25 protein-coding genes are annotated in these 24,891 nt (G+C 65.4%); 9 read left to right on the top strand and 16 right to left on the bottom strand.

What is annotated here, in order from left to right; translation table 11 throughout:
- The 4 genes from CCA01S_RS12195 to CCA01S_RS12175 all read right to left on the bottom strand — a co-directional run.
- The coding region (locus tag CCA01S_RS12195) for a DUF6088 family protein (protein WP_232305100.1) at positions 1-380 on the bottom strand (380 nt) is incomplete at its 3' end.
- Between the two features lie 317 nt (positions 381-697).
- Positions 698-1,252 (bottom strand): arsenate reductase, encoded by a 555-nt coding sequence (locus CCA01S_RS16385; RefSeq protein WP_439951508.1) that lies wholly within the window; start codon positions 1,250-1,252, stop codon positions 698-700.
- Positions 1,253-1,271: 19 nt separating this feature from the next.
- Positions 1,272-1,925, bottom strand: a complete 654-nt coding sequence (locus CCA01S_RS12180) for a response regulator transcription factor (RefSeq protein ID WP_066458902.1) — start codon at positions 1,923-1,925, stop codon at positions 1,272-1,274.
- Entirely contained in the window at positions 1,922-3,643 is a 1,722-nt protein-coding gene (locus tag CCA01S_RS12175; RefSeq protein WP_066458900.1) for a sensor histidine kinase, read from the bottom strand. Before CCA01S_RS12175 ends, CCA01S_RS12180 begins: the two co-directional genes overlap by 4 nt.
- 204 nt (positions 3,644-3,847) lie before the next feature.
- Between CCA01S_RS12175 and CCA01S_RS12170 the strand changes: the two genes are divergently transcribed.
- Positions 3,848-5,197, top strand: coding sequence for an MFS transporter (locus tag CCA01S_RS12170; RefSeq protein ID WP_066458898.1), 1,350 nt, complete (start codon positions 3,848-3,850; stop codon positions 5,195-5,197).
- On the opposite strand, the gene CCA01S_RS12165 is transcribed toward CCA01S_RS12170, so the two are convergent.
- Positions 5,198-5,839 carry a hypothetical protein gene (locus tag CCA01S_RS12165; RefSeq protein WP_066458896.1) on the bottom strand — a complete coding sequence of 214 codons (642 nt, stop codon included), beginning with the start codon at positions 5,837-5,839 and terminating at the stop codon, positions 5,198-5,200.
- A gap of 256 nt (positions 5,840-6,095) precedes the next feature.
- Here CCA01S_RS12165 and CCA01S_RS12160 point away from each other — a divergent pair, with 256 nt between their 5' ends.
- The 6 genes from CCA01S_RS12160 to CCA01S_RS12135 all read left to right on the top strand — a co-directional run bounded on the left by CCA01S_RS12160 (position 6,096) and on the right by CCA01S_RS12135 (position 11,418).
- A complete protein-coding gene (locus tag CCA01S_RS12160) occupies positions 6,096-7,358 on the top strand; it encodes an ABC transporter substrate-binding protein (protein ID WP_066458894.1) in 1,263 nt (420 codons plus the stop codon).
- Between the two features lie 112 nt (positions 7,359-7,470).
- Positions 7,471-8,343, top strand: a complete 873-nt coding sequence (locus CCA01S_RS12155; RefSeq protein WP_066458892.1) for a branched-chain amino acid ABC transporter permease — start codon at positions 7,471-7,473, stop codon at positions 8,341-8,343.
- Between the two features lie 59 nt (positions 8,344-8,402).
- Entirely contained in the window at positions 8,403-9,287 is an 885-nt protein-coding gene (locus CCA01S_RS12150) for a branched-chain amino acid ABC transporter permease (protein WP_084386735.1), read from the top strand.
- Positions 9,284-10,042 (top strand): ABC transporter ATP-binding protein, encoded by a 759-nt coding sequence (locus CCA01S_RS12145; RefSeq protein WP_066458890.1) that lies wholly within the window; start codon positions 9,284-9,286, stop codon positions 10,040-10,042. The genes CCA01S_RS12150 and CCA01S_RS12145 overlap by 4 nt, the downstream gene beginning before the upstream one ends.
- Positions 10,029-10,757 carry an ABC transporter ATP-binding protein gene (locus CCA01S_RS12140; protein ID WP_066458888.1) on the top strand — a complete coding sequence of 243 codons (729 nt, stop codon included), beginning with the start codon at positions 10,029-10,031 and terminating at the stop codon, positions 10,755-10,757. The genes CCA01S_RS12145 and CCA01S_RS12140 overlap by 14 nt, the downstream gene beginning before the upstream one ends.
- Positions 10,758-10,908: 151 nt before the next feature.
- Complete coding sequence (locus CCA01S_RS12135; RefSeq protein WP_066458886.1) at positions 10,909-11,418, top strand: SRPBCC family protein; 510 nt, start codon at positions 10,909-10,911, stop codon at positions 11,416-11,418.
- On the opposite strand, the gene CCA01S_RS12130 is transcribed toward CCA01S_RS12135, so the two are convergent.
- From CCA01S_RS12130 to CCA01S_RS12105, 6 genes are all read right to left on the bottom strand, one after another.
- Positions 11,388-12,500, bottom strand: a complete 1,113-nt coding sequence (locus CCA01S_RS12130; RefSeq protein WP_066458883.1) for an alkene reductase — start codon at positions 12,498-12,500, stop codon at positions 11,388-11,390. The two genes, CCA01S_RS12135 and CCA01S_RS12130, sit on opposite strands and share 31 nt — an antisense overlap.
- Complete coding sequence (locus CCA01S_RS12125) at positions 12,493-13,713, bottom strand: ABC transporter substrate-binding protein (RefSeq protein WP_066458881.1); 1,221 nt, start codon at positions 13,711-13,713, stop codon at positions 12,493-12,495. Before CCA01S_RS12125 ends, CCA01S_RS12130 begins: the two co-directional genes overlap by 8 nt.
- A gap of 118 nt (positions 13,714-13,831) precedes the next feature.
- A complete protein-coding gene (locus tag CCA01S_RS12120) occupies positions 13,832-15,220 on the bottom strand; it encodes an MFS transporter (RefSeq protein ID WP_066458879.1) in 1,389 nt (462 codons plus the stop codon).
- Between the two features lie 70 nt (positions 15,221-15,290).
- Entirely contained in the window at positions 15,291-15,494 is a 204-nt protein-coding gene (locus CCA01S_RS12115) for a hypothetical protein (protein WP_066458877.1), read from the bottom strand.
- The gene (acs, locus tag CCA01S_RS12110; protein WP_066458875.1) at positions 15,491-17,560 is read right to left on the bottom strand and encodes an acetate--CoA ligase; all 2,070 of its coding nucleotides are present in this window, start codon (positions 17,558-17,560) and stop codon (positions 15,491-15,493) included. Before acs ends, CCA01S_RS12115 begins: the two co-directional genes overlap by 4 nt.
- A gap of 147 nt (positions 17,561-17,707) precedes the next feature.
- The gene (locus CCA01S_RS12105; RefSeq protein ID WP_066458873.1) at positions 17,708-18,400 is read right to left on the bottom strand and encodes a hypothetical protein; all 693 of its coding nucleotides are present in this window, start codon (positions 18,398-18,400) and stop codon (positions 17,708-17,710) included.
- A 256-nt stretch (positions 18,401-18,656) separates the two neighbouring features.
- Between CCA01S_RS12105 and CCA01S_RS12100 the strand changes: the two genes are divergently transcribed.
- Positions 18,657-19,289, top strand: coding sequence for a glutathione S-transferase family protein (locus CCA01S_RS12100; RefSeq protein WP_066458871.1), 633 nt, complete (start codon positions 18,657-18,659; stop codon positions 19,287-19,289).
- Between the two features lie 18 nt (positions 19,290-19,307).
- Here CCA01S_RS12100 and CCA01S_RS12095 read toward each other — a convergent pair whose 3' ends face one another.
- From CCA01S_RS12095 to CCA01S_RS12075, 5 genes are all read right to left on the bottom strand, one after another.
- A complete protein-coding gene (locus CCA01S_RS12095) occupies positions 19,308-19,991 on the bottom strand; it encodes an ABC transporter permease (RefSeq protein ID WP_066458869.1) in 684 nt (227 codons plus the stop codon).
- Positions 19,988-20,704, bottom strand: a complete 717-nt coding sequence (locus CCA01S_RS12090) for an ABC transporter permease (RefSeq protein ID WP_066458863.1) — start codon at positions 20,702-20,704, stop codon at positions 19,988-19,990. Before CCA01S_RS12090 ends, CCA01S_RS12095 begins: the two co-directional genes overlap by 4 nt.
- A gap of 96 nt (positions 20,705-20,800) precedes the next feature.
- Complete coding sequence (locus CCA01S_RS12085; RefSeq protein WP_066458861.1) at positions 20,801-21,619, bottom strand: transporter substrate-binding domain-containing protein; 819 nt, start codon at positions 21,617-21,619, stop codon at positions 20,801-20,803.
- 52 nt (positions 21,620-21,671) lie between these two features.
- Entirely contained in the window at positions 21,672-23,036 is a 1,365-nt protein-coding gene (locus CCA01S_RS12080) for a TrkH family potassium uptake protein (RefSeq protein ID WP_066458859.1), read from the bottom strand.
- Between the two features lie 24 nt (positions 23,037-23,060).
- On the bottom strand, positions 23,061-23,717 hold the full coding sequence (locus tag CCA01S_RS12075) for a potassium channel family protein (protein WP_066458857.1): 657 nt from the start codon (positions 23,715-23,717) through the stop codon (positions 23,061-23,063).
- A 149-nt stretch (positions 23,718-23,866) separates the two neighbouring features.
- On the opposite strand from CCA01S_RS12075, the gene CCA01S_RS12070 reads away from it, so the two are divergent.
- Positions 23,867-24,883, top strand: a complete 1,017-nt coding sequence (locus CCA01S_RS12070; protein ID WP_084386732.1) for an alkene reductase — start codon at positions 23,867-23,869, stop codon at positions 24,881-24,883.
- The last annotated feature ends 8 nt before the right edge of the window (positions 24,884-24,891 follow it).

The raw sequence follows: 24,891 nt of genomic DNA, 5'->3' as shown, positions 1-24,891 counted from the left end.
GATATCCGGTAGCAGAACCCTGTGCCCAGGGCCAGCATCCAGCGAGGGACATGCCTGACCAGGATTTCAGACTGGTCCAGCCGCAGCTTGTGCGTGCGCCCGGATGTGAGATAGACCTCGCGGACAGGAACCTGCTGCGTGAGCCCCAGTGCATTGGCCGCGCTGGCACCATGAGGCACGACGACTTCGCCATGGTGTTCAGCCAGCGCGTGGACGATCTTTTCTGGGGCAGGGGCCCGCGAGCCGAACCGGCTGGTGACGGGGGCAGTGTAGATGCCCCGTGCAACGCGCAGCAGCTTGCCTTCCTTGGCAAAACGGCAGAACGCCTGGTCTACGGCGGATCGGCTGCCCAGGTGCAGGAACTCTTTGGGCGACAGCACCCGGTCGCAGGTCAGGCCCTGGGCGCTGTGCGCCGTGGTGGTGTAGGCATAGTCCAGGTGCAGCGGAGCCGACCGCTACAGTACCGAGACCATCGCCGACCAGATGCAAATGCTGGGTGGGTGCGATGGTGGTCAGGCGGGTGAGGCGAAGGCAGATAGTGGTGTTCGCAGTGCGCCATACGCAACGCAGGATAGAGCGCGCTCATGTCTTGGAAAGCTCCCTTTGTGCGTCGGATCACAGGAGACCCGCTGCTGTGATTCTTTTGCTTTGCACGGAGGTTGCCTGTTCTGTAGTCGTTTGCATCTGTCCCACAGGATCAGGCGCGCGTCGCCACCATTGTCGCGTAGCGCTCGGGCTTGAAACCGACTTCAATGCCGTGCGGTGTCGACAGCACAGGGCGCTTGATCATGGTGGGCTCTGCGACCATCAGGTCGATTGCTTTGGCTTCATCCAGACTGTCGCGTACCGCTTTTGGCAAGGCCCGGAATGTCTTGCTTGCCTTGTTCAGCACTTTGTCCAGCCCTGCCTCGGCGACCCAGGCTGCGACTTTGGCGCGGGTGATACCCGCGACGCGATAATCGTGGAATGTGAAATCGACGCCTTGCGCACCCAGCCAGGTGAAGGCCTTCTTCATCGTGTCGCAGTTCTTGATGCCGTAGAGGGTAACCGTCATGTCGAGCTGTTCGTTTTCGTCCAATGTTGATAAATTCGTAAGATCAAGACCATCCAGGGCGGCATCGTGCAGCTGTCGGGCTTTGCCAAGAGCCAGAGCGAACGCACGCGGGCGGGCGAGATCGTCCGCTCCGTCCAAGGCGTCACCGAGGTACACAATAATCTCGTCGTCGCGCCGTAAAGCCCGACCTGCGCCCATGCGCTTGCCGGTGTTCTGCTCATCGAGTGCTCGGCGCTCCTTTCATCGGCACGGGATAGCCGACCCGCACGGGCCCCACCAGCCAGGCGTGGGCCCCCAACCAGCGCCCCAGTTCGTTGTCGTTGGCCACGCCCAGTTTGGCGAACAGGCTGGCGCGGTGGGTTTCCACTGAACGCGGGCTGCACGGCGGCACCAGGATGCGGGCGATTTCTTTGTTGGGGTAGCCCAGGCCCACCAGTTGGGCTACTTCGCGCTCGCGCGGGGTCAGCTCACCCCAATGTTGCTGGGCGTTGCTGCGCATGCGGGCCTGCGCCAGTGCAGCTGGTATTTTATCCAGTAGTTGCTGGGTGTTGGGCTTGACCACCCAGTCGTAGGCGCCCAGGCGCACGGCTTCGAGCGCGGTGGGAATGTCGCCGTGCCCCGACAGAAACAGCGTCACCAGAGGGCTGCGGGCCTCCAGCAGGGCGTCGAGCACTTGCAGGCCGCTGACGCCGGTCATGCGCAAGTCCAGGATCACGCAGCCGGGCTGGCGCAGATCGACCGTCTGCAGAAACGCCTCGCCGGAGTCGAAGGCCTGCACCGGCACGCCCTGGGAAAACAGCAGCAACAGCAGCGAGCGGCGCAGCGCTTCGTCGTCGTCAACGATGTAGAGCGTGAGGGGGGCGTCTTTCATGGATGGACAGGCAGAGTGAAGGTGAAGGCGGCGCCGCCCTGGCGGCGGTTGGCTGCGCGCATCTGGCCACCGTGGGCCTCGATGATGGTATGGCAGATTTTCAGGCCCAGGCCCAGGCCGTCGGGCCGGGTGCTGAAAAAGGGCTGGAAGACCTGCGCCAGCGCTTCCGCCGGGATGCCGGGGCCGTGATCGGCGACCATCACTTCCAGCATCGGCCCGGCCTGGCAGGCGCTCAGCTCGATTCGGCGCTGCCCGATGGGGCTTGCCTGCATGGCGTGGACGGCATTCTGGATGAGGTTGATGAGCACCTGCTCGAGCAGGATGCGATCTCCCCGGACGCGGGGTAGCGTGTCGGTGGCTTGCCGGACGACGCGCGTCTGGGCACGTTGCAGCTCGGGCTGCAACAGGGCCTGCACGTGGGCGAACAGTTCGCCCACGGCCAGCGGCTCGTAGCTGGCACGCTGCGGGTTGATGAAGGCGCGCACCCGCCGCACGATGTCGGCGGCGCGGGTGGATTGTTCCAGCACGCCATCCAGGGCCTCTTTCAGCAGGGCCGGGTCTTGCCGTGGGGCCAGCTGCTGCGCCGCCAGGGCGAAATTGGACAGTGCCATGAGCGGCTGGTTCAGCTCGTGCGCCAGGGTCGAGGCCATTTCGCCCACGCTGGCCAGGCGGGCGCTGTGCTGCAGCTTTTGCTCTTGTTCGCGTTCCAGCCGGGCGCGTCGCTGCTCGGCGTGGCGTTTTGCGCGCTGGCGCCAATACAGCAGGCCCAGCAGCAGGGCGGCGCTGACCAGCAAGGCGATCAGCTGCGCTTTTTCCCGGGCACGCCAGACTTCGCCCAGGTCGCCCGTTACCGTCAAGGTCCAGCCCAGTGCGGGCAGCGGCGTTTGCCAGGCCAGCAGATCGCGGGCCCGGCCGTCGAGCGGGGTTTGCAAGCGCTGCGTCGGCAGGTCGGCGGGCTGTGACAGTCGCCAGGGCAGAGGGGCGAAATGATCGCGCGCGCCATACTGGCTGTGCTCTCGCAGCCAGTCGAGGTCGCCCGCGCCGAGCGGATGTTCGGCGTGATACAGCCAGGCGCTGACTGAACTCAGGAAAATGATGCCGCGGGCGTCTTGCAAGAAGACCGGGTCGGCCGAGCGCGACCAGGCCTGCGCCAGCGGCGCGAGGCTGAGTTTGACGACGACCACGCCCAGAATGCCGTCTTGCGCGGCGACAGGCTCGGCAATGAAAAGGCCTGGCTGGGTGGTGGTCAGCCCGACCCCGTAGAACAGCCCGCGGCGGCCTTGCAGGGCGTCCTGAAAATAGGGGCGTTGCCGGTAAGTGTGGCCCACGAAACTGCTGGCGTCGTTCCAGTTGCTGGCGGCCAGCGTCAGCCCCTGGCGATCGACGAGGTAGAGCTCTTCGGCGCCGGTGCGCTGCTGCACATCAGCCAGGTAGTGATCCGCAGCCTGAACCAGGCGCGGGTCGTCCGGGTGCCGCAGCAGGTCTTGCACGGCGGGATGACGGGCCGTGACGTAGGGCAGGTCGCCATATTTGTCGATGATGCCGTGCAGTGCCAGCGTGTAGGCGTCGGCGGCCTGCCTGAGCGAGGCCATGCGGGCCCGCAGCTCTTGTTGCTCGGCCCAGCGGCCTGCCGCCACGGTGAGCAGCGCCACGAGCAAGGCGGCCAGGGCCCAGCGCCAGTGGCGCAAAAACGTGAAGCGAAGGAGGTTGAGTGGCATGAAGGGCGTGGGCGGGAGGTCGGGCTCGCCTCATTCTAAGCAAATGACTGGTGCGGGTGAAATGCCGCCGGTCGCGTGCTTGCCGCCGCACGGGGCGACAGGGCTGCGGCCTGCGTAGTTTTACGGAGTCCCGCGTGGTTGTCTCTGCGGATGTGTCCGTCGATCTTCAGGAAGATACTCCAGTCACAATAAGGAGGTCACAACATGACAAGTGCCGCATCCAGCCTGCCCGCAGGCGCGCAAGCCCATACGCCGCAACACCAGGAACCCTCTACCGCCAAGGTCGTGAAGTCGATTCTGGCGGCGTCCAGCGGCAACCTGGTCGAATGGTTCGATTTTTACACCTACGCCTTTTTCAGCGTCTATTTCGCCGAGCTGTTCTTCACCGGGGTGGGGCAGACCGGCGCCTACATGCAGGCGGCGGGAGTCTTTTTCATCGGCTTTCTGATGCGCCCCGTGGGCGGCTATCTGTTTGGTCGCATGTCGGATCGCTACGGCCGCAAGCATGCCATGGTGGTGTCCATCGTCATGATGGGGCTGGGTTCGCTGGGCCTGGCGTTGCTGCCCACGGCGGCCACGGTGGGCGGGCTCGCGCCGGTGCTGCTCATCCTCATGCGCTGCATCCAGGGCATTTCGGTGGGCGGCGAGTACGGCTCGACCGCCACCTACATGTCCGAGGTCGCCCTGCGCGGTCGCCGGGGCTTTTTCTCGTCCTTTCAGTACGTGACGCTGATTGGCGGCCAGTTGCTGGCCAGCCTGCTGGCGGTCATCATGACCCATGTCCTGGGCACGGAACAGATCACCGCGGGCTGGTGGCGCCTGCCCTTTGTCATCGGCGCCGTGGCTGCCCTGATTTCGCTGTGGCTGCGCGCGGGCCTGGATGAGACCACCAGCACGCAAGACCGCCAGCGCAAGGGCTCGGGCTCTTTCCGGGAAGTGCTGAACTACCCGCGTGCCTTCTGGGTCGTGCTGGGCATCACCTGCATCGGTTCGCTGGCCTTTTACGTCTTCACCACCTATATGCAGAAGTATCTGATCAACACGGCGGGCCTGAGCAAGGGGCTGGTGGCCGAGATCATGACGGTGTGCCTGCTGGTCTTCATGGTGATGCAGCCCTTCGTGGGCATGGTGTCCGACCGCATCGGGCGCAAGAATTCGATGTTGATCTTCGTGGCTGGCATGGTGTTGCTGCCCGTCCCCCTGCTGGCGGCCATCGGCCAGCAGCAGTCGCCCGTCGTGGTGGGCGCCATGATTCTGCTGGCCATGGTGTTCCTGAGCTTCTATACCTCGATTTCAGGCATCGTCAAGGCTGAAATGTTTCCGGCGCACGTACGCGGCCTGGGGGTGGGTTTTACCTACGCCATCGGCAATTCGCTGTTTGGCGGCTCGGCTGAATATGTGGCGTTGTTCATGAAAAACCAGGGGTACGCCAATGTGTTCCCCTGGTATATGGTGGTGATTGCGGTGCTGGGCTCGATTGCCATCCTGGCCATGCACGACAACCGCCACCACTCGACGCTGGATCATCCCGACAGCAGCGCCTATGGCCGCTGATCAGTGGCTGGCGCGCTCGATCTTGCCGCAGGCGATGGGCAGCGTGGTGCTGGCCGGGATGGGGCCCAGCGACTGCACCGTGCCGGGCAACTGGGTGTCGGCGGGCACCCCGTGGATGAAGATCACGCGCTTGTCCAGGTTGAGTTCCTGCCCCTGGAAGGCCTTGGCAAAGGCGGCGGACAGGCCGCTGAGCGACACCACCTGGCGGTAGTGGTAGCTGCCATCCGCCGCGGCCTTGGGATAGTGGCCGTGGGCCACGTCCATGGCGGCGGGGTGCATGTCGAAGGGCACCATGGTGGTGCCGGCGTAGGGTTCGGTTTCGATCAGATCGACGATGCGGTCGCCGTTGGCGTCAGCCCCCAGCGTGGGGCAGGTGGCCACGCCCGAGGTCAGCAGGCCGTGGAAGTGCTGCCAGTGCTCGATGTTGGCCGGCGCGTTCTTCACGCGGATGTCGATGGTGAGTTTGTCGCCGTTGACGTGGAAGCGCGCCTCGCCAGTGGTGTTGGAGTGCGTCACCTGGGTGTTCATCGGAATCAGCTGCGCCGTGTAGGCCTCGGCTGGAGCCGCCTGACTGGTGCCTGCCAGCGCCAGTGCCCCCACGGCGAATGACAGGGCTGCCAGAGTCGATCGTTTGAATGCCATTGTGATTCTCCTCGTTGAAGGCCGCGTCCCTCACGCGGCATGAATAGAATAGTCCCGATCCGCGCCGGATACAAAAACAGGACTGAAACGGTACTGTTTTGCTGGGGCTATTCTCCAATTGACAGTGGCCGGATACAAGACGTATAAAAATTCCAAACATCGAACATCTGGAGAAGGTTGTGCGTTTTTAGACAGTCACCTGGCAAGCCCTGGCGATGCGGTGCAGATCAGCTTGCTGCTTTTGAGGAGCTTTTCAATGAGCGACATTCATGGCAGTTCAAACGGGATCAGCCGCCGCGCCGTGCTGAAAATGGCAGCCGGGGCCGGGGTGGCCGCCATTGCCGCGCCACGCTTCGTGTTGGCGCAGGGTGATCAGCCCGTCAAGTTGGGGGTGGACAATCCCCTCACCGGCACGTATGCCATCACCGGGCGCAACGAGCTGCACGGCATGGAACTGGCCGTCGATGAAATCAACGCCAAAGGCGGCATCCTGGGACGTCCGGCCAAGCTGATCGTCGAAGATTCCACCAGCGGCGACGCGGGCGTGGCCGTGCAGAAGGCGCGCAAGCTCATCGAACGCGACAAGGTCGATTTCCTGGTGGGCAACGTCAATTCGGGGCTCACCATGGCCATGTCGGCGGTGGCCTATGAAAAAGGCGTTTTCATGATGGACCCAGGCGGCCACGCCGACCCCATCACGGGCGAAAACTGCCACTGGAACGTCTACCAGGTGGATCCCTCCACCACCTTGCTGGTCAATGCCATCGCGCCGTCCCTGGTGCAGCGCTTCGGCAAGAAATTCTATTTCCTGGTGCCCGATTACGCCTTTGGCCACGGCCTGCTGTCGGCCTACAAAGAAAACCTGAAAAAACTCGGGGCCACCAACCTGGGGGCCGATCTCATCCCCCTGGGCACCACCGAATATTCTTCTTACCTCATCAAGGCGCAGGCGGCCGGCCCCGACGTCATCGTCATCCTGCAAAACGGCGAAGACCAGACCAACGTGCTCAAGCAGGCGGTGCAGTTTGGTCTCGATAAGCGCTTTCACATCGCCGGCGCCAACATCGAACTCGAAACCCTCGAAGCCCTGCCACCCAGCTCGCGCATCGGCAACTGGGTCATCGAATGGTACTGGAACCAGCCCGACGTGCCGCACGTCAAAGAATTCGTCGCGGCCATCCAGAAAAAGACTGGTCGCGTGCCCACGGCGCGCACCTGGTTCGGTCACACGGCCATCCACGCCTGCGCCCTGGCGGCCAATACCGCCAAGTCGCTCGATGCGGTGAAGATGGCGCGCGCACTCAACGGCCTCACCCTGCCGCCCGAAGTGGCGCTGCAGCCGCATCCGGCCACCTTCCGCGCCGACCAGCACCTGCTCATCGGCACCTTGTGGGCGGGGCACGCGCAGGCCCAGGGCAGTGCCGCCGACGACCTCTTCAAGGTCGACCAGATCATCGACAGCCAGACTATCGCGCCCACGGTGGCCGAAACCGGCTGCAAGATGACCTGGCCCACCTGATTTCGCGCAGGCACGGGCCGCAGGTTGTCGTCCCGCGGCCCGGATGACGGTTTTCATCGGACGGCGAGACCGGCGTGGCGCCGGGCTTGCGGCCCGGCACCAAGGGGGACGCGTGACTCAGTTGCTGCTGTTCAATGTCTTCAACGGGCTGGTCATCGGGGCGTTCTACGCTTTGATGGCGCTGGGCCTGTCGCTCATCATCAATCTCACCAATGTCATCAACTTCGCGCACGGCGGCTTCCTCGCGCTGGGGGCGTACTTCGCCTACACCCTCGAACCCTATCTGGGCTTCTGGGGGGCCTTGCTGGTGTCGCCTTTCTGCGCCGCGCTGGTGGGCATCATCGTCGAGCGGGTGCTCATCCGCCCGCTCTACAAGCGTGATCCACTCTACAGCCTGTTGCTCACTTTCGGCCTGGCTTTCGTGCTGGAAGATTCCGTGCGCTACATCTGGGGCGCGCAGGGCCTGCCGCTGAAAGTGCCCGACGTGCTGCAGTCGTCGCTCAGCCAGACGCTGTTCTTTCTCACCGGCTACCGTGTTTTCATGGTGGTACTGGTGGCGCTGGCCGTCGCCATCCTGTTTCTCATCCTCAAGAAAACCCGCCTGGGGATGCGCATTCGCGCGGGCACGCTCGACCTCGAAATGGTCTCGGCCCTGGGCGTGGACGTGCGCATCCTGCGCAACCTCAACTTCGGCCTGGGCATCTTCTTCGCCGGCCTGGCCGGGGTGCTGGCGGCGGGCATGCTGGGGCTCACGCCCACGATCGGCGATCAGCTCATCATGCCCAGCTTTGTCGCCGTCATCGTGGGCGGCCTGGGCAGCCTGGTGGGCACGCTGTTTGGCGGCATTCTCATCGGCGTGGCCACGGGGGTGGTCACCGTGTTTTACCCTTCGGCATCCGAGGCCACCATCTACGTCATGATGGCCCTGGTGCTCTTGATCCGGCCTCACGGCCTGTTTGGTGAAGAGGGCGGGACGAAACTGTGAATCAATCCTTCAACGCGCGTCTGCCGGGATTGGCGATCCTGTGGCTCATTCTGCTGTCCATGCCGTACTGGATCGGCCTGGTGGGCGGCTATACCGACCTGGCCTCGCGCCTGCTCATCATCGGTCTGGCGGCCATGGCCACCAACTTGCTGGTCGGGCATTCGGGGGTCATGGCCTTTGGCCATGCGGCGTACTTCGGGCTGAGCGCCTACACCACGGGGCTGGTCATCAACCACTGGATGCCCAGCACGCCACTGGCCTTCGTGGCCGGGGTGCTGATGGGCACCTTGGGGGGCGCGCTCGTGGGCTTTCTGCTGGCCAAGCTGCGCGGCATCTACTTCGCCCTGGCCACCATCGCCTTCGGCCAGGTGTTTTTCTTCATCGCCTTTCGCTGGAACGCCGTCACCGGGGGCGATAACGGTCTCACCTTCCAGCGCCAGCCCATCGACCTGGGCCTGCTGCGGATCGACCTGACCCACAGCCTGCCGTACTACTACACGGCGCTGGCGGTGTTTGCCGTGTGCGCCGCGGCCATGGCCATGATTCTGCGCTCGCCCTTCGGCCACACGCTGCTGGCGATGCGCGAAAACGAGCGTCGCGCCCGTTTTCTCAGCATCCCGGTCAACCGCCACCTGTGGATGGCGTACACCGTCTCGTGCGTCTTTGTGGCCGTGGCTGGTTCGCTGTACGGCATGCTCAACAATTTCGTCAGTCCGCACGACCTGCACTGGACGCAGTCGGGCGACTTCGTGCTCATGGCGGTCATTGGCGGTATGCGTTCCTTCTGGGGGCCGCTGCTGGGGGCCGCCATCTTCGTGGTGGCGCAAGACTATCTCTCCAGTCTCACCCAGAACTGGATGTTCTTCATCGGCCTCATTTTCGTGCTGGTCGTCCTGTTTCTACCGCGCGGCATCGCCGGGCTTTTGCAGCGGAGGGGCGCATGAGCCTGCTCGAAGTACATCAGGTCTCGCAGCGCTTTGGCGATCTCGTCGCCGTGAAAAATGTCTCGTTGGCCATCGAACCGGGCGAACTGCACGCCATTATTGGCCCCAACGGCGCGGGCAAGACCACCTTCTTCAACATGATCAGCGGCTTTTACCGGCCCACGGAAGGCCGCATCGTCTTTGACGGCCACGACGTCACCGCCGTGCCCGCGCACCGGCGGGTGGCCATGGGCATGGCGCGCACCTTCCAGATCACCGAGGTCTTTCCCGAGCTGACCGTGCGTGACAACCTGCGCATCGCGGTCGAAGTTACCCAGGGCCTGCGCATGCGGCTGTTCAGTACCCGCGCACAGACCCGCGCCACCAACGAGCGCATCGACGAACTGCTCTTGCTGGGCGGCCTGACGGATTACGCCGAGCGCTACGTGGGCGAACTCTCGCACGGCGACCAGCGTTCCGCCGAGATCATGATGGCGCTCGCCCTGCGGCCCCGGCTGCTGCTGCTCGACGAACCCGCCGCAGGCATGGGCAACCAGGAAACCTACGACACGGCCCGCCTGATCCGCCGCCTGCACCGCTCGCAAGGCCTCACCATCGTGCTGGTCGAGCACGACATGCGCGTGATCTTCAACCTGGCCGACCGCATCACGGTGCTGACCGAAGGTGAAATCCTCGACCAGGGCACGCCGGATCACATTGCCGCCAGCGAAAAAGTGCAAGTGGCGTACCTGGGGGAAAAGCATGAAGGCGCTTGAAGTGCGGCAGCTCAACACCTACTACGGCAAGAGCCACATCTTGAAGGGCGTCGATCTCGACGTGGGCGAGGGTGAGCTCGTCACCCTGCTGGGGCGCAATGGGGCGGGCAAGTCCACCACGCTGCGCAGCATCATGGGTCTGACGCCCGCGCGCGCCGGTTCCGTGCGGGTCTTCGGGCAAGAGTCCACCCACCTCGCGCCTTTCCGGGTGGCGCGCCTGGGGGTCGGGCTGGTGCCCGAGGGGCGGCGCATCTTCGCCAACCTCACGGTCGAGGAAAATCTAAAGGTGCCGGTCGACCAGCCCGGGCCCTGGAACATCCCCAAGGTGTATCGGCTGTTTCCGCGCCTGGCCGAACGCAAGGCGCACAAGGGCAAGCAGCTCTCGGGCGGCGAACAAGAAATGCTCTCCATTGCCCGGGTGCTGCTGCTCAACCCGAAGCTGCTGCTGCTTGACGAACCCTCGCAGGGGCTCGCGCCACTGATCGTCAAACAGGTGTTCGACGTCATCGTGGCCGCGCGCAACGCGGGCACCGCCGTGCTGCTCATCGAGCAGAACGTGCGCGCCGCCATCGGTGTGGCCGATCGCGCCTACGTGCTGGATCGCGGGGCCATCACCTACAGCGGCCAGGCCGCCGAGTTCGGCCAGGACGAACAGCGCGTGCAAGAGCTTGCGGGCGCCAGCGCGCAAAAATGGGATTTCCCCGATGACGACTAGTGTGCTCGCCGGGTCGCGGGTTCTTGGGTGCGCTCGCTTGTACCGCGCCCGCTTAGCCGCTTATACGGACATTGCCTAGGGTTTTGGGGGCTCTGAGGCGAGGCGGATGGTACAAAGAGAGTTTGTTCACCATCCAGGCAGGCACCGTATCATGAGCGATTCCGATTTTCAGCCAGGCACCATCCAGCGTGTGGACAGCGGCTTTCAGGGGCAGCTGCAGCGCACCATCGAACATCCGCCCGCACAGGTCTGGCAGATGCTCACCGCGCCCGATCGACTGGCGCAGTGGCTGGCGCCGGGCACCATCGAGCCGCGCCAGGGCGGCGCGGTGCACATCAACTTTGCCGACAGCGGCATCCTCATCGAAAGTACGGTGTCGGCCTACGAGGCCGAACGGGTGCTGGAATATTCCTGGAGCAGCGGCGACGAGCCCGCCCGGCCCCTGCGCTGGACGCTGAACCCAGTGCCGACGGGCACCCAGCTGGTGCTCACCGTGCGCGTGCCCGGCAACGAAGACATCGCCAAGGCTTGCGCCGGCTTCGAGGGGCACCTCGACATGCTGGTGGCCGCGCTCGAAGGGGTGCCCATCCGTTTCCCCTTTGAACTTTTCCTGCAGGCGCGCAAGGCCTATCAGGCGGTCGTGGATTCCCAGGCGGGGTAGTCGGTATAGCCATGAACCCCGCCGCCAAACAGCGTGGCGGGGTCGAAGGCCGCCAGCGGCAGGCCTTGTGCCAGGCGCTGCGGCAAGTCGGGGTTGGCCACAAAGGGCCGCCCGAAAGCCACCAGATCGGCATACCGGTGCTCGAGCACCCAGGCTGCCTTGTCCAGGTCGTACTTGCCCGCCACGATGATGGGGCCGGGAAAGCGTGCGCGAACCGCCTGGCGGAAGGCTTCGGTGAATTCGGGCGCGTCGTCCCAGTCGGCCTCGACCAGGTGCAGGTAGGCGATCTGTCGTTCGTGCAGGTAGCCGACCGCTTCCAGGATGGTGGGCAGGATGTCGGGGCAGGCCATGCCGCGCGCCGTCAAAAACGGGGCCAGGCGGATGGCCGTGCGCGCGGGCCCCGCTTCGCTGGCCACGGCATCGACCACCTGCTTGAGAAAGCGCAGGCGGTTCTCGCGCGAGCCGCCGTATTCGTCGGTGCGGACATTCGAGGTCGTGCGCAGGAACTGATCGATCAGGTAGCCGTTGGCGCCGTGGATTTCCACGCCGTCAAAGCCCGCCGCCAGGGCTCGACGGGTTGCCAGGCGGTAGTCTTCGACGATCTGGCCGATTTCGGCGTGTGTCAGGGCGCGCGGCGTGGGGCAGGGGGCGGTGCCGCCCAGGCCCGTGGCGGGGTCCACCATCCAGATGGCGGCCTCGAACGGCACCGCCGAGGGCGCCACGGGTAGTTGCCCGTCGTGGAAGACCGGGTGCGACATGCGGCCCACGTGCCACAGTTGCAGGAACATGCGGCCTCCCGCCTGGCGCACTGCCCGGGTCACCAGGCGCCAGCCGTCGCGTTGCGCATCGCTGTGGATGCCGGGGGTGAATGAATAGCCCTTGCCCTGGGGCGAAATCTGTGTGGCTTCCGACACGATCAGCCCCGCTTCGGCGCGCTGGGCGTAGTACTGCGCGTTCAGTTCGGTGGGGATGTCGCCGGGCTGCGCGGCGCGGCAGCGCGTCATGGGCGCCATGACGATGCGGTTGGGCAGCTCCAGAGCGCCCAGGCGAAAGGGGGTGAACAGCAGCGGGGCTTTATTCATGGTGGTTCTTGAGGTAGGGGCAGGTGGATTCGCTCAATGGGCCGTAGGCGGCTTCGGCGGGAATGTGCGCCGCCACTTTGTGCAAATCCCAGGGGCCCGTGCTTTCAGCGGGTTTTTTCACCTGCAGCAGCGTGAGGTCGTTCATCATCCGGCCATCGGCGCGAATGACGCCGTTGTGTACGAAGAAGTCGTTGACGGGGTGGGATTTCAGCCAAGCCATGATGGTCTGCGCGTCGTCGGTGCCGGTATCGCGCACGGCGTTCAGGTAGCTGCGCGCGGCGGAATAATCACCCGCCTGGCCGTAGGTGGGCATGCGGCCGATTACTTCATAGTAACGCTTTGACCAGGCCTCGGATTCGGGGTTTTTGTTCCAATACCAGGGCACCGTGAAGTACATCCCTTGTGTGACTTCCAGCCCCAGGGCGTGGATGTCGAGCAGCGTGGCCGTGAGTCCCACCGGGGTCATGGTCCGGGTCAGGCCGAACTCGACGGCGGTCTTCAAGGAGTTGACCAGGTCGGCCCCCGCGTTGGCCAGGCCCAGCACTGTGGCACCCGAGTTTTGAGCCTGCAGCATGAAGGACGAGAAATCGGCGGCGCCCAGCGGGGTTCTGACCGCCCCGGCCACCGTGCCGCCCGCCTTCTCGACCACGGCGGCGGTGTCACGTTCGAGTTCATGCCCGAAGGTGTAGTCGGTGGTGACGAAAAACCAGCGCTTGCCGCCTTGCTGCACGACGGCGGCCCCGGTGCCGCGCGCCAGGCCGCTGGTCGAGTAGGTGTACTGGATGGTGTAGGGGTTGCACTGCGCGTTGGTGAAGGCCGAGGCCCCGGCGCCCGAGGTGATGAAAGGTTTTTTCTTTTCCGCCGCCACCGCCGACATGGCCAGGCTGGCCGCCGAATTGGTGCCGCCGATCAGCAAGTCGAGCTGCTTGTTGTCGAACCAGTCGCGCGCCAGCGCCGAGGAAACGTCGGCCTTGTTGCGGCTGTCGGCCACCAGCAGTTCGATCTTCTTGCCATGGACGGCGCCGCCGGCATCGGCAATCGCCATGCGGATGGCCTGCGCGCCACCGGGGCCGTCGCCGTCGGCATAGACGCCGGACATGTCCGTGATAAAGCCGATGCGGATCACGTCGTCCGAGATGCCGTCCGCCAGGGACGGCGCCGCGCAGCAGGCGAGCATCATGCCGATCAGCAGGCACGAGCGGTGGAGTTTCATGAAAATTCCTTTCGATGATGACTGGGGCCCTCATGATGCCACCAGGGAGCGCCCGTCTTTCCAATATGCACACGCTAAGCAGGGTGGCGCCCGGGTTCCGGGCACCGGGGCCTGCCTGTTACCAGGCGCCCTTGTGTTCGGGCACGTGCGCGACCAGCGGCAGCGCGGCCAGCACGACCAGAGCCCAGATGCCGTAGACCCAGGCCTGGCTGCGGCCGGGGTCGTGCGACACGGACAGCACCATGGTGACGATGGAGATGAAGGTGATGGTGCCGATCTGCATGGCCAGCGTACGCAGGGCGGCCAGCGTGGCGGCGTGGTTGGGCGCCAGTTGCAGGCCGGCATTGCGGCTGGCCGGGTTCACCGTGCCCGTGCCCACGCCCACCAGGAAGGCGGTGGCCGTGAGCCAGAGGAAGGGGGGCAGACCAAAGGCGGGGGGCAGCGCGAGCAACACCATGCCCAGGGCGATGATGGTGCCGCCGATATACAGCGGCAGGCGGTAACCCGTGCGGCGGATGGCCAGGGTGCAGGTCAGCGAGAACAGGATGGCGGCGATGCCCTGGGCCACGAGCAAGGTGCCTGAACCCAGTGCGTCGATGCCGTAGCGGTTGCCGGCGTAGAGCGGCACCAGGGCGATGGCGCCGATGGTGATGCCGCCAAAGACCATGTTGATGAGGTTGACGACACCAAACGATTCACCATAGATGAGGTGGGGTTTGATGAAGGGATGTTTGACGCGCCGGATGTGGCGAAAGAACAGGCAGGCTGCCAGCACGGCCAGCAGGCCTGGCACGAGCACCTGGGCCGATCCGGCGGCAACGTCGCGTTCACCCAGGAAACTGGTGGCCAGCATGCCCGCCAGCAAGCAGACCCCCAGGTAGCCCAGGCCGGGATAGTCCAGTCGCGGGCCTGCCTGACGCTCGCGGACCGGGTCGGCGGGAATGTAGCGCCAGGCCATCCAGAGAATCAGCAGCCCGATGGGCACGTTGACGAAAAAGACGCCGCGCCAGCTCCAGTAGGTGACGAACAGACCGCCGAAGATGGGGCCGATCATGGCGCCCACGGGGAAAATGCTGCCAAAGAGGCTGACGGCGCGGTCGCGGCTGCTGCCGAAGTAATCGACCACAATGCCGGTGGCCGAGGGCGTGAAGCCGGCGCCGCCAGCGGCCTGCAGCGCGCGCAGCAGGATCAGCAGATAGATGTTGTCGGTGAGGCCGCACAGCAGGGACGCCAGGGTGAACAGCACGACCGAGGCCATGAAGACGCGGCGGCGGCCCATGCGCTCGCTGAGCATGCCGCTGATGGGCAGCATGAGCACGAAGCCGAAGGAATAGGCCGTGATCGTCCAGCCGGCCCAGTTGATGGAGGTGTCCAGCCCGCGCAGCAGGGCATGCAACACTGTGGCCACGATGGTGGAATCCACGGACATCATGAGCAGGGCCAGCGAGATGGTGATGAAGGCGGGAACCTGGCGTATGGCCGGTGTGGCGGGGGACGCGGATGGCATGCGATGCCTTGTGTTGAAACGCAAACCCCGCATTTTATCGCTGAAACAGCGTGTTGCAGGGCTTGGGGGGCTAGGGCAGTGCCCGCAAGACGGCCTCTACGTCGAGTGTCTGGAGGGCGTCGACCACCATCTCCCAGCGGCCCTCTTCGCACAGCCCACCCAGGCCTGCGCGTTCGTAGCCGTCAAGCGCGGCCTGCAGGCAGGCGGCGCGTACCGCCAGAGCCACCTGCCGCAGGCGTTCGGTGTCATCGGGGGGCGTGGCGGGGTGGGTCATGGCTTGCGCGCCGCCGCCCGGGCGCTGTCGACCTGGGTGCGGATGTCCTCGACCACGCTGCCGTTGGCCAGCGTGGTGATGTCGCCCACATCGCGTCCGTTGGAGATGGCCGAGAGCACCCGGCGCATGATCTTGCCCGAGCGCGTCTTGGGCATGTCCTGCACCACGTAGACGTGTTCGGGCCGGGCGATCTTGCCGATGATGGACTCGCAGGCCTGGACGACCTTGCGCGCGGCGGCGGCGGGATCCCGGGCGTCGGGCGTGAGCGAGACGTAGACCTCGGGCACCTTGCCCTTGACCTCGTCGGAGACCGGCACCACGGCGGCCTCGGCCACTTCGGGCACGGTCATGCAGGCGGATTCGATTTCTTTCGTGCCCAGGCGGTGGCCCGAGACGTTGATGACGTCGTCCAGGCGCCCCAGGATGCGGAAGTAGCCGTCGGCGGCCTGCATGGCGCCGTCGCCCGACATGTACGGCCAGTCGCGCCAGTCGGTGCTGTCGGGGTTCTTGCAATAGCGCTTGTAGTAGGTGTCGATGAAGCGCTGGTCGTTGCCCCAGACCGTCTGCATGATGCCGGGCCAGGGGTTGCGGATGCACAGGTTGCCGGCCTGGCCGGCACCTTTTGCGACTTCGTTGCCATCGTCGTCGTAGATGACCGGGTAGATGCCGGGCAGGGCGGGGCCCGCGCTGCCCGGCTTCATGGCGTCGAGCGCCGGGATGGTGCTGCACAGGAAACCGCCATTTTCGGTTTGCCACCAGGTGTCCACGATGACGGCCTGGCTCTTGCCGACTTCTTCGTAATACCAGCGCCAGGCGCTGGGCTCGATGGGTTCGCCCACGGTGGTCATGTGCTTGAAGCGCTGCTGGCACTGGCTGGGCTCGTCGGGCCCCGCCCGACGCAGCGCGCGCACGGCGGTGGGCGAGGTATGGAAGATGTTGACGCCCAGGCGCTCGGCGATGCGCCAGGGACGGCGCACGTCGGGGAAGGTGGGCGTGCCTTCGTAGATGACGCTGGTGGCCGCCAGCAGCAGGGGCCCGTAGACGATGTAAGAGTGCCCGGTGATCCAGCCGATGTCGGCCATGCACCAGTAGGTGTCCGTGGGGTGGATGTCTTCGATGTACTTGGAGGTGCCCGCCACGTAGGCCAGGTAGCCGCCGGTGCGGTGCTGGCAGCCCTTGGGCTTGCCCGTGGTGCCGCTGGAATACATGAGGAACAGAGGGGCTTCGGCGTCCATGGCTTCGGGCTCGACCCGCCGCCCGGCGTACTGCTTGAGCAGTTCGTTGACGAAGTGGTCGCGCCCTTCGACCATGGGGGTGGGCGAGCTGTACTTGCCCGGATAGCGCTGCCAGATGAGCACCTGGTCGACGTGCTGGCCCAGCGCTTCGGCGGCCTGCACGGCGATGTCGGCATTGACCTTGTGGTCGATGAGCTTGCCCGAGCGCCAGTAGGCGTCGGTGGAGATGAGCACGCGGCTGCCGGAATCCTGGATGCGCGAGCCGCACGACTGCCCCGAAAAACCGCCAAAGACCTGCGAGTGGATGACCCCCAGGCGCGCGCAGGCGAGCATGGTGATGGGCAGATCGAGCGTCATGGGCAGGTGCAGGGTGACGCGGTCGCCCTTTTTCAGCCCGCAGAAGTCGCGCAGCAGCGCCGCCATTTCGTTGACCCGGACGTAGAGTTCCTGGTAGGTCATGGCCACGGGCGCGTCGGATTCGGGTTCGGCCACGAAGATGAAGGCGGCCTTGTTGCGGTAGTGTTCAAGGTGGCGATCGACGCAGTTGTAGCAGGCGTTGAGTTCGCCGCCCGTGAACCATTTCCAGAAGGGCGGGTGGCTGGTGTCGAGCACCGTGTGATAGGGCTTGGACCACGTCAGAAGGTCGGCGTATTCGCGGAAGCAGTCCGGGAAATTGTCTTCGCCGAATCGCGTGCGCACGTCGGGGTCGCGCAGGTTGGCCTGGTCGATGAAGGATTGCGAGGGCTGGAAGTATTGCTCCTCTTTCCAGTGCACCGCGATCTGGGCCTCGTTGGCCTCGGTGCGCTCCTCGTTCCGGGATGTGTTGCTCATGGTGAACCCCCCTGGTAGGAACTGGTACGCTATTCAGTCTACTCTTTGCGTGTGCGTCGCGGTACGCATGGGCGAGCGGCGAGGCCCTGCTGGCCGGGCGCGCCCGAGATCGCTGCGCTGGGGGCACGCCGCGGCCGTCCTTCTTTTTTATCGAGCCTGGCCGCCTGTCAGCCCTTGCAGACCCTGCAGCAGGTTTTGCAGCTGGGTGGGCTGTGCGGGCAGGGCGAACTGGCTGGCGGCCGGTTCGCTGCCCGAGATGGATTCGAGCGTGAAGTCGCGCCCCAGGCGCAGGATGCCGCGCCGCTGGGCGGGCAAGGCCGCGGTCAGCTTTTGTGCCGTGCTGGCGCCCAGCAACGTGTCCATGGTGTGCAGGTAGGTGTCGCTCATGTTGACGACCAGCGGGTCGTCCGTCAGCACGGCGTCGGTGATGTGGCGCTTGCCCTGCGTGTCGGTGACGGTGAGCTGGTACACGTGGCCCGCGATGCCGGCCACGGTTTCACGCTTGCCCAGGTCTTTGACCTGATCCACCTGCTCGGGCAAATACTGGTTGGGCCGGGACTGGGCCAAGGCGCCCAGGCCTTGCAGCAGGCCACCCACCTCCATGACCAGTGGCTGCTGGCCCTGGTACGTGACGGAGTACGCCTTGTCGCCGCGCACGAGCAGGTAGTTGCCGCTACTTTGCTGCTGGACGCGCACCGCGCCCTGGGTCTGCCAGGCAAGGTGCGTGGTTTTGCCGCCCGCCAATACCGTGGCGCTGCCGCCCGCCAGCGCGCTGATGGGCAGGGTCGCCGCCAGCAGAAATGCGCCCAGCGGCGCGTGCAAGCCTGCTTTCAAATGCATGTGAAATACCTCGTAGTGGCACGGACGCCTGCGCCGCGCACTCGCGCCGACGCACCCCGTGACGCATGGTTCAGACGGGTCTATTGTGCCGCAGCCGCGCGCGGCCGCTGTGTTCAAGCGTAACGCGGCCCGATGCCGCGCTGGCCATCTGGCCCGTGGGCGGGCCAGAAGCCGCGCGCGGCGTGCCGGTACTGCGCCGGTGCCGCCGGGCCGCCGCATAAAATATCGGCTTCCCTCAACGAACGACAGGTTTTCCATGCTGCTCTACGACGCCCACAGCCCGGCTCCCCGCTGCCTGCGCATGTTCATTCTGGAAAAGGGCCTGCGCGTGCCCGCCGTCACGGTGGACGTCTTCGCGGGCGAGAATCGTCAGGCGGATTACCTGGCACGCAATCCGGCGGGCCAGACGCCCGCCTTGCTGCTGGACGACGGCAGCACGCTGGCTGAGGCCGTGGCGATTGCCGAATATCTCGAAGAGCGCCACCCCGAACCGGCCCTGATCGGCCGCAGCGCCGAAGAGCGGGCCCACACCCGGCAATGGTGGCGCAGGGTCGAACTCAACGTCACCGAGTTCATCCACAACGCCTACCATTATGCCGAAGGGCTGGCGCGCTTTCAGCCGCGCATTCCGGTGGTGCCCGAGGCCGCCCAGGGCCTGAAACAGGTGGCACAAGACCGCCTGCGCTGGCTGGACGGCATGATGGGGCCAGGCCCATATCTGTGCGGCGAGCGTCTGACGGCGGCCGACATCTGGCTGTACGTCTGGCTCGATTTCGCACAAGAGACGGGGCAGCCTTTCGACCACGCCCTGGGCAAGATCGGCCCCTGGTTCGAACGTCTGGCGCGCCGCCCCAGCGCCGCAGCCAGCCGCCAGCTGTTTGCCGACTGACCGGCGCGCGGGCTGGGTTCAGTCGCGCGCCTGGATGCGCAGGCTGCGCTCGACCAGCCAGGCACAGCCCAGCAAGGTGATGTTGATGGCCAGGTACAGCAGGCCGGCGATCACGAAGGTTTCCACGATCAGGTAGCTTTGGCTCATCAGGCGCCGGGCGTAGCCGGTGAGTTCCATCACCGCGATGGTGGAGGCCAGGCTGGTGCCCTTGATGGCCAGCACCAGCTCGTTGCTGTAGGCCGGAAACGCCTGGCGGATCGCCAGCGGAAAGCGGATGCGGCGAAACACCTGCAGGCGATTCATGCCGCACGACAGCGCCGCGTCGATCTGCCCCGTGGGCACGGATTGCAGGCCGCCGCGGATGGCCTCGCTCATGTAGGCGCCGCTGTTCAGGCTGATAGCCAGGATGGCGCAGCGCGCGCCGTCGCTGAAAAGCCACCAGAGCGCGGGCTGTTCGCGCACGAAATCCAGTGTGCCGATGCCGTAGTACAGCAAAAACAGCTGAATCAGCAGGGGCGTGCCGCGAAACGTGGTGCTGTAGAGAAACGACACCGTGTTCAGCACGCGCTGTTCTGAGGTACGCATCAGCGCCGCGCTCAGGCCCAGGATGGAGGCGAACAGGATGGAGAACAGGCCGATGCGCAGCGTGATCCAGAAGCCGTCGATAAGCACCGGGACGGCTTTTTCAAAGAGCTCGATCATCGTCCGGCCCCCGTCATGCCGCGCCCGAAGTGGCGTTCGGCCCAGACGAACAGCCCCTGGCTGCAGACGCCGATCAGGAAATACAGGATGCCGGCCAGCAGGTAGAGCATGAGCGGCGCCCGGGTGGCGGCGGCGCCCAGTACTGCGGCGCGCATGAGTTCGACCAGCCCCACCAGCGAGATGAGGGCGGTGTCTTTCAGGGCGTTTTGCCAGACGTTGTTGGCGCCGGGCAGGGCGTACCAGAACAGCTGCGGCAGGGTGATGCGCCACAGGCACTGGCGGCGCGTCATGCCGATGGCGCGGGCGGCTTCCAGCTGGCCCGGGTCGATGGCCTTGAAGGCGCCGCGAAAGACTTCCACGCTGTACGAACCCGAGATCAAACCAATGGCCAGGATGCCGATGAGGGTGGGAAACACCTTGCCCATCAGGTCGTCCCATTCCAGCCAGTCGGCCAGGTCGGCGGCGGGCTGTACCGTGCCGAAGAACAGCAGGTAGATGATGAGCAGCTCGGGGACGCTGCGCACCAGCAGCGTGTACAGGCCGATGAGGCCACGCGCCAGCCAGTGGCCGCCCGATTTCAGGGCCGCGCCCGCGATGCCGATCACCAGACCCAGGCAGATGCCGAACAGGCTGATGAAGATCGTCATGCCCGCGCCGCGCAACAGCATGGTGCCCCAGCCGGCGCTCAGGATGTCGTACAGGGAAGAAATCATGAAATTGGAAGAGCCCGGGTGCTTGCCCTTGCGCCGGGCTCATCGGTGCGCAAGGCAAACCAGCCCCGGACGGGGCTGGTGGTGGTCAGACTGATTTTATTTGCAGGCGGCGTAGTTGGAAAGATCGACGCCACCGAACCATTTCTGGCTGGACTGCTTGATGGTGCCGTCCTGGATCAGCTCGCACAGAGCCTTGTCGACCTTGGCCTTGAGCTGGGTGTTGTTCTTGTTGATGCCCGCGCCAATGCCCTGACCGAGGATTTCGGGGTCGGCGCTGCTCTTGATGACGGCGTCGGCCATGGCAAACTTGCCCTTGCCGCTGGTGTCGAGAAACTGGCTTTGCGGCGTCACTTCGGAGAAAGTGGCGTCGAGGCGGCCAGCGGAGAGATCCATCTGCATCTGGTCTTGCGTCTCGTAGCTCTTGAGCTTGAGCTCGGGCGCGTGCTTTTGCAGGAAGGCACCCTGGGTGGTGCCGCTTTGCACACCCACGGTCTTGCCCGCCAGACCGGCCAGCAGGGCCTTCTGGTCGGTGGCCTTGAGCAGCGGGCTGTTGGCCGGCAGCACGAAGGCGGAATCTTCGGTGGCGTAGGGGATGCTGAAGGCGATGACCTTGGCGCGTTCCGCCGTCACCGACATGCCGGAAATCACGAGGTCGAAGCGGTCGGCCTGCAGTGAGGGGATGAGGCTGTCGAAGGCCTGCACCACGAAGCGGCATTTCATGTCGAGCTTCTTGCAGACGGCGTGGCCGACGTCGGCGTCAAAGCCGGTGACCTTGCCCTGGGCGTCTACCATGCTCCAGGGGGGATAGCCGCCTTCAGTACCGATCTTCAGGGTGGCGGCGGAGGCCGCCGTGGCCAGGCCGACGAGGCCCAGTGCGGCGCACAGCACGGCCTTTCGTGCGATGGAAGTCACCATGGACGAGATCCTTTTTCGTTGTGAGCGGGAAAGAGGCAATAGTAGTACATCACTAGCCGATCTGCACGGAAGCACCCGGGTAGCGGACGCGGCTGTAGCGCTGCGTGCCCAGGCTGTAGACGAGGGTCAGCGGCCCCAGGCGGCCGATGAACATCAGCACCATCAGCAGCACCTGGCTGGGCAGCGACAGCGTGCGCGTCAGGTCGGGGCTCAGGCCCGTGGTGCTGAAGGCCGACATGACTTCCATCATGAGCAGCACGAAGGGCTGCTGCTCGAACAGGCTCATGAGAAAAATGCCCACGCAGACCAGCAAGCCCGAGACCATCAGCAGCGCCAGGGCCTTTTGGATGGTCTCGGGGGCGATGGCGCGGTGCATCAGCACCACCTCTTTACGCTGCAGGATGTAGGCGCGCACGACCGCCAGCAAGACGATGAAGGTGCCCAGCTTGATGCCACTGGCCGTGGACAGCGATCCGCCGCCGATGAACATCAGGCACATCAGCAGAAAGCGTGAGCTGTCGCGCAGCTGTTCGACGTCGAGGCTGGCGAAGCCGGCGGTGCGGGCGCCAACCACCTGTGTCCAGGCGGCCAGCCCCTGGCTGGGCATGGGCAGTCGGCCCAGGGTGCCCGGGTTGCGCGTCTCGATGAGCCAGAAGACGGCCACGGCCAGCACGTTGAGCACCAGGGTGCCCAGCAGCATCAGCCGGGTGTAGTAGGCCAGCGGCTGGCCTGCGCGCTTGTGGTAGATGTCGGCCAGCACGCTGAAGCCCAGACCACCCAGGATGATGCAGCCCGTGAGTACGAAGGTGGTGACCGGGTCGCCGCTGAAGCGCGCCAGGCTGTCGGGAAACAGGGTGACCCCGGCGTTGTTGAAGGCCGAGATGGCATGAAAGCCCGCCAGCAGGAAGGCGTGGCCGAGCGTGTCGTGCTGCCACCACCAGAGCGTCAGGATGAGGATCGCCACCCCTTCGATCATGAATGAGAACTTCAAGACGGTCAGGGCGGTCTGGCCGATGCGGGCGACGCTGGTCTGGTTGAAGGCCTCCAGGGCCAGCGCCTGGTATTTCAGGCTGACGTGCTTGCCCAGGGTAAGCGAGGCGATGATGGCGAAGGTGACGAAGCCGATGCCGCCGATCTGGATCAGCGCGAGCAGCACGCCCTGACCAAAGGCGCTCAGCTGGGTGGCCGGATCGATGACCATCAGGCCGGTGACCGTCACCGCCGAGGCCGCCGTGAACAGCGTCTCGAAGAACGTGAGCGGCTGGCGCTGCGCGGCGGGCAGGCTCAAGAGCGCCGTGCCCAGCAGGATCAGGCACAGGAAGCTGGCCGTCAGCACGACCGGCGGGCTGGCTTGCAGCTGCCCCGTGCGGCGGGCGCGGCGCACGGCTTGCAGGGGATGGATGGTGAGTCGGGCCATGGGGGCGTGGCGGCGGATCGTGCTTCAGCTGAGCTTGGGCGCAGCCATCTTCAGCTGCTGCAGGGGGCCCAGGAGAATCAGGGTGTCCCTGGCGCGCAGGACGAACTGGTCGGGTGGATGCGTGGTGGTCTCGATCTTGCGCTTGACGGCCAATGCCTGGATGATGCCGGGCGGTTCGGTGGTCAGGGCATCGCCCAGCGTGCGGCCGTCCAGCTTTTCGCTGGCCTCGATTTCGACGACGAATTCGCCATTGCCCAGGGCGATGTAGTCGTTGACCATGGGGTAGCTGAGCACCTGCGCGATGCGCAAGCCCATTTCTTCTTCCGGGTGGATGATGCGGCTGACCCCCAGCTTGTTGAGGATGAGGTGGTGGGCGCGCGACGAGGCCTTGACCCATACGTCGGCCACGCCCAGCGCCTTCAGGTGCACCGTGCACACCAGGCTGGCCTGGAGGTCTTCGCCGATGGCCACCAGCACCACGTCGTAGTGGACGAGGCCCAGCTCGGCCAGGGCGTTGCGATCGGTAACGTCGGCAATCGCCGCGCGGGTGAGCTGTTCGGCGTGCTGATCGACGATTTTCTTGTCGGCGTCCACCCCGAGCACCGAGTGCCCCAGGCGCATGAGTTCGAGCGAGGTGGCCGCCCCGAAGCGGCCCAGACCGATGACGGCGAATTGTCCCATGAGGTTCCTGTGTCGGCCGTGCCGTGGATAGTCATTTGACGCAAAATCTGGTAAAAACCCTGATAGATTTTAAAAAATCTTTGGTGTCTGGATTGTGCGTTGCAGCAAACTGTGTCGCAGTTCCGGCGCGTACATACTGACCGCATGATATGACAAGTTTGCTTGATCCGCTGCAGCTTGGCGATGTATTGCTTCGCAATCGCATCGTCATGGCGCCGTCCGCCAGCCTGCGTCCCGCCCAGGGCCGCGTGCCGGGCGATGCCTTGCGCGCCTACTATGCGCAGCGCGCGGCGGCGGGGCTCATCGTCACCGAGGCGGCTTCGGTTTCGCCCCTGGGGGTTGGCTATCCGGGCATGCCGGGCATCTGGAACAGCGCCCAGGTACAGGGCTGGCGGCGCGTCACCGAAGCCGTCCACGACCGTGGCGGGAAAATCTTCCTGCGTCTCTGGCACGCGGGCCGGGTGTCCGACCCCGAATACCTGCTGGGCGAAATGCCGGTGGGCCCCAGCGCCATCGCCTGTACCCGCGCGGGCACCGCCTACGACACGCCGCGCGAAGCTTACGTCGTGCCGCGCTGCCTGCATCCGGACGAAATCCGCCAGATCGTCGCCGAATTCGACCAGGCGGCACGCTATGCGCGCCTGGCCGAATTCGACGGCATCGAAATCCACGCGGGCGATGGCTACCTGATCGACCAGTTCCTGCACGATGGCTCAAACCGCCGACAGGACGAATACGGCGGCAGCGTGGTCAACCGCTGCCGCTTTCTGCTCGAGGTGATCGATGCCTGCATCGGGGTCTGGAGCCCGGGGCGCATCGGTGTGCACCTGTCGCCGCGAGGCGACCGCTATGACATGTGCGATTCCAATCCGGTGGCGCTCTACCAGTTCGTCGCGCGTGCGCTGGGCATGCGCCGCCTGGCGTTCATCTGCGTGCGCGAACATCAGGGCGACGACGCCCTGACACCGGTCATCCGCCAGGCATTCGGTGGCGCTCTGGTGCTCAACGAAGGCTACGACATCTCGCTGGCCCAGCAGGCCATCGAAACAGGCTGCGGCGAAGCAGTGGCTTTCGGGCGCGCCTTCGTCGACAACCCCGATCTCGTCCAGCGGCTCGAGGCCGGCATGGCCCTGCGTTCGGGGGCCGAGCTGGCGCCCGCGGTGTGACCCTCGCG

The organism is Castellaniella caeni NBRC 101664 (genome assembly GCF_001592225.1).
GTDB classification, from domain to species: Bacteria; Pseudomonadota; Gammaproteobacteria; order Burkholderiales; family Burkholderiaceae_B; genus Castellaniella; species Castellaniella caeni.
Note: the sequence above shows the minus strand (reverse complement) of the source record. Positions and strands in the feature narration are given on the sequence as shown.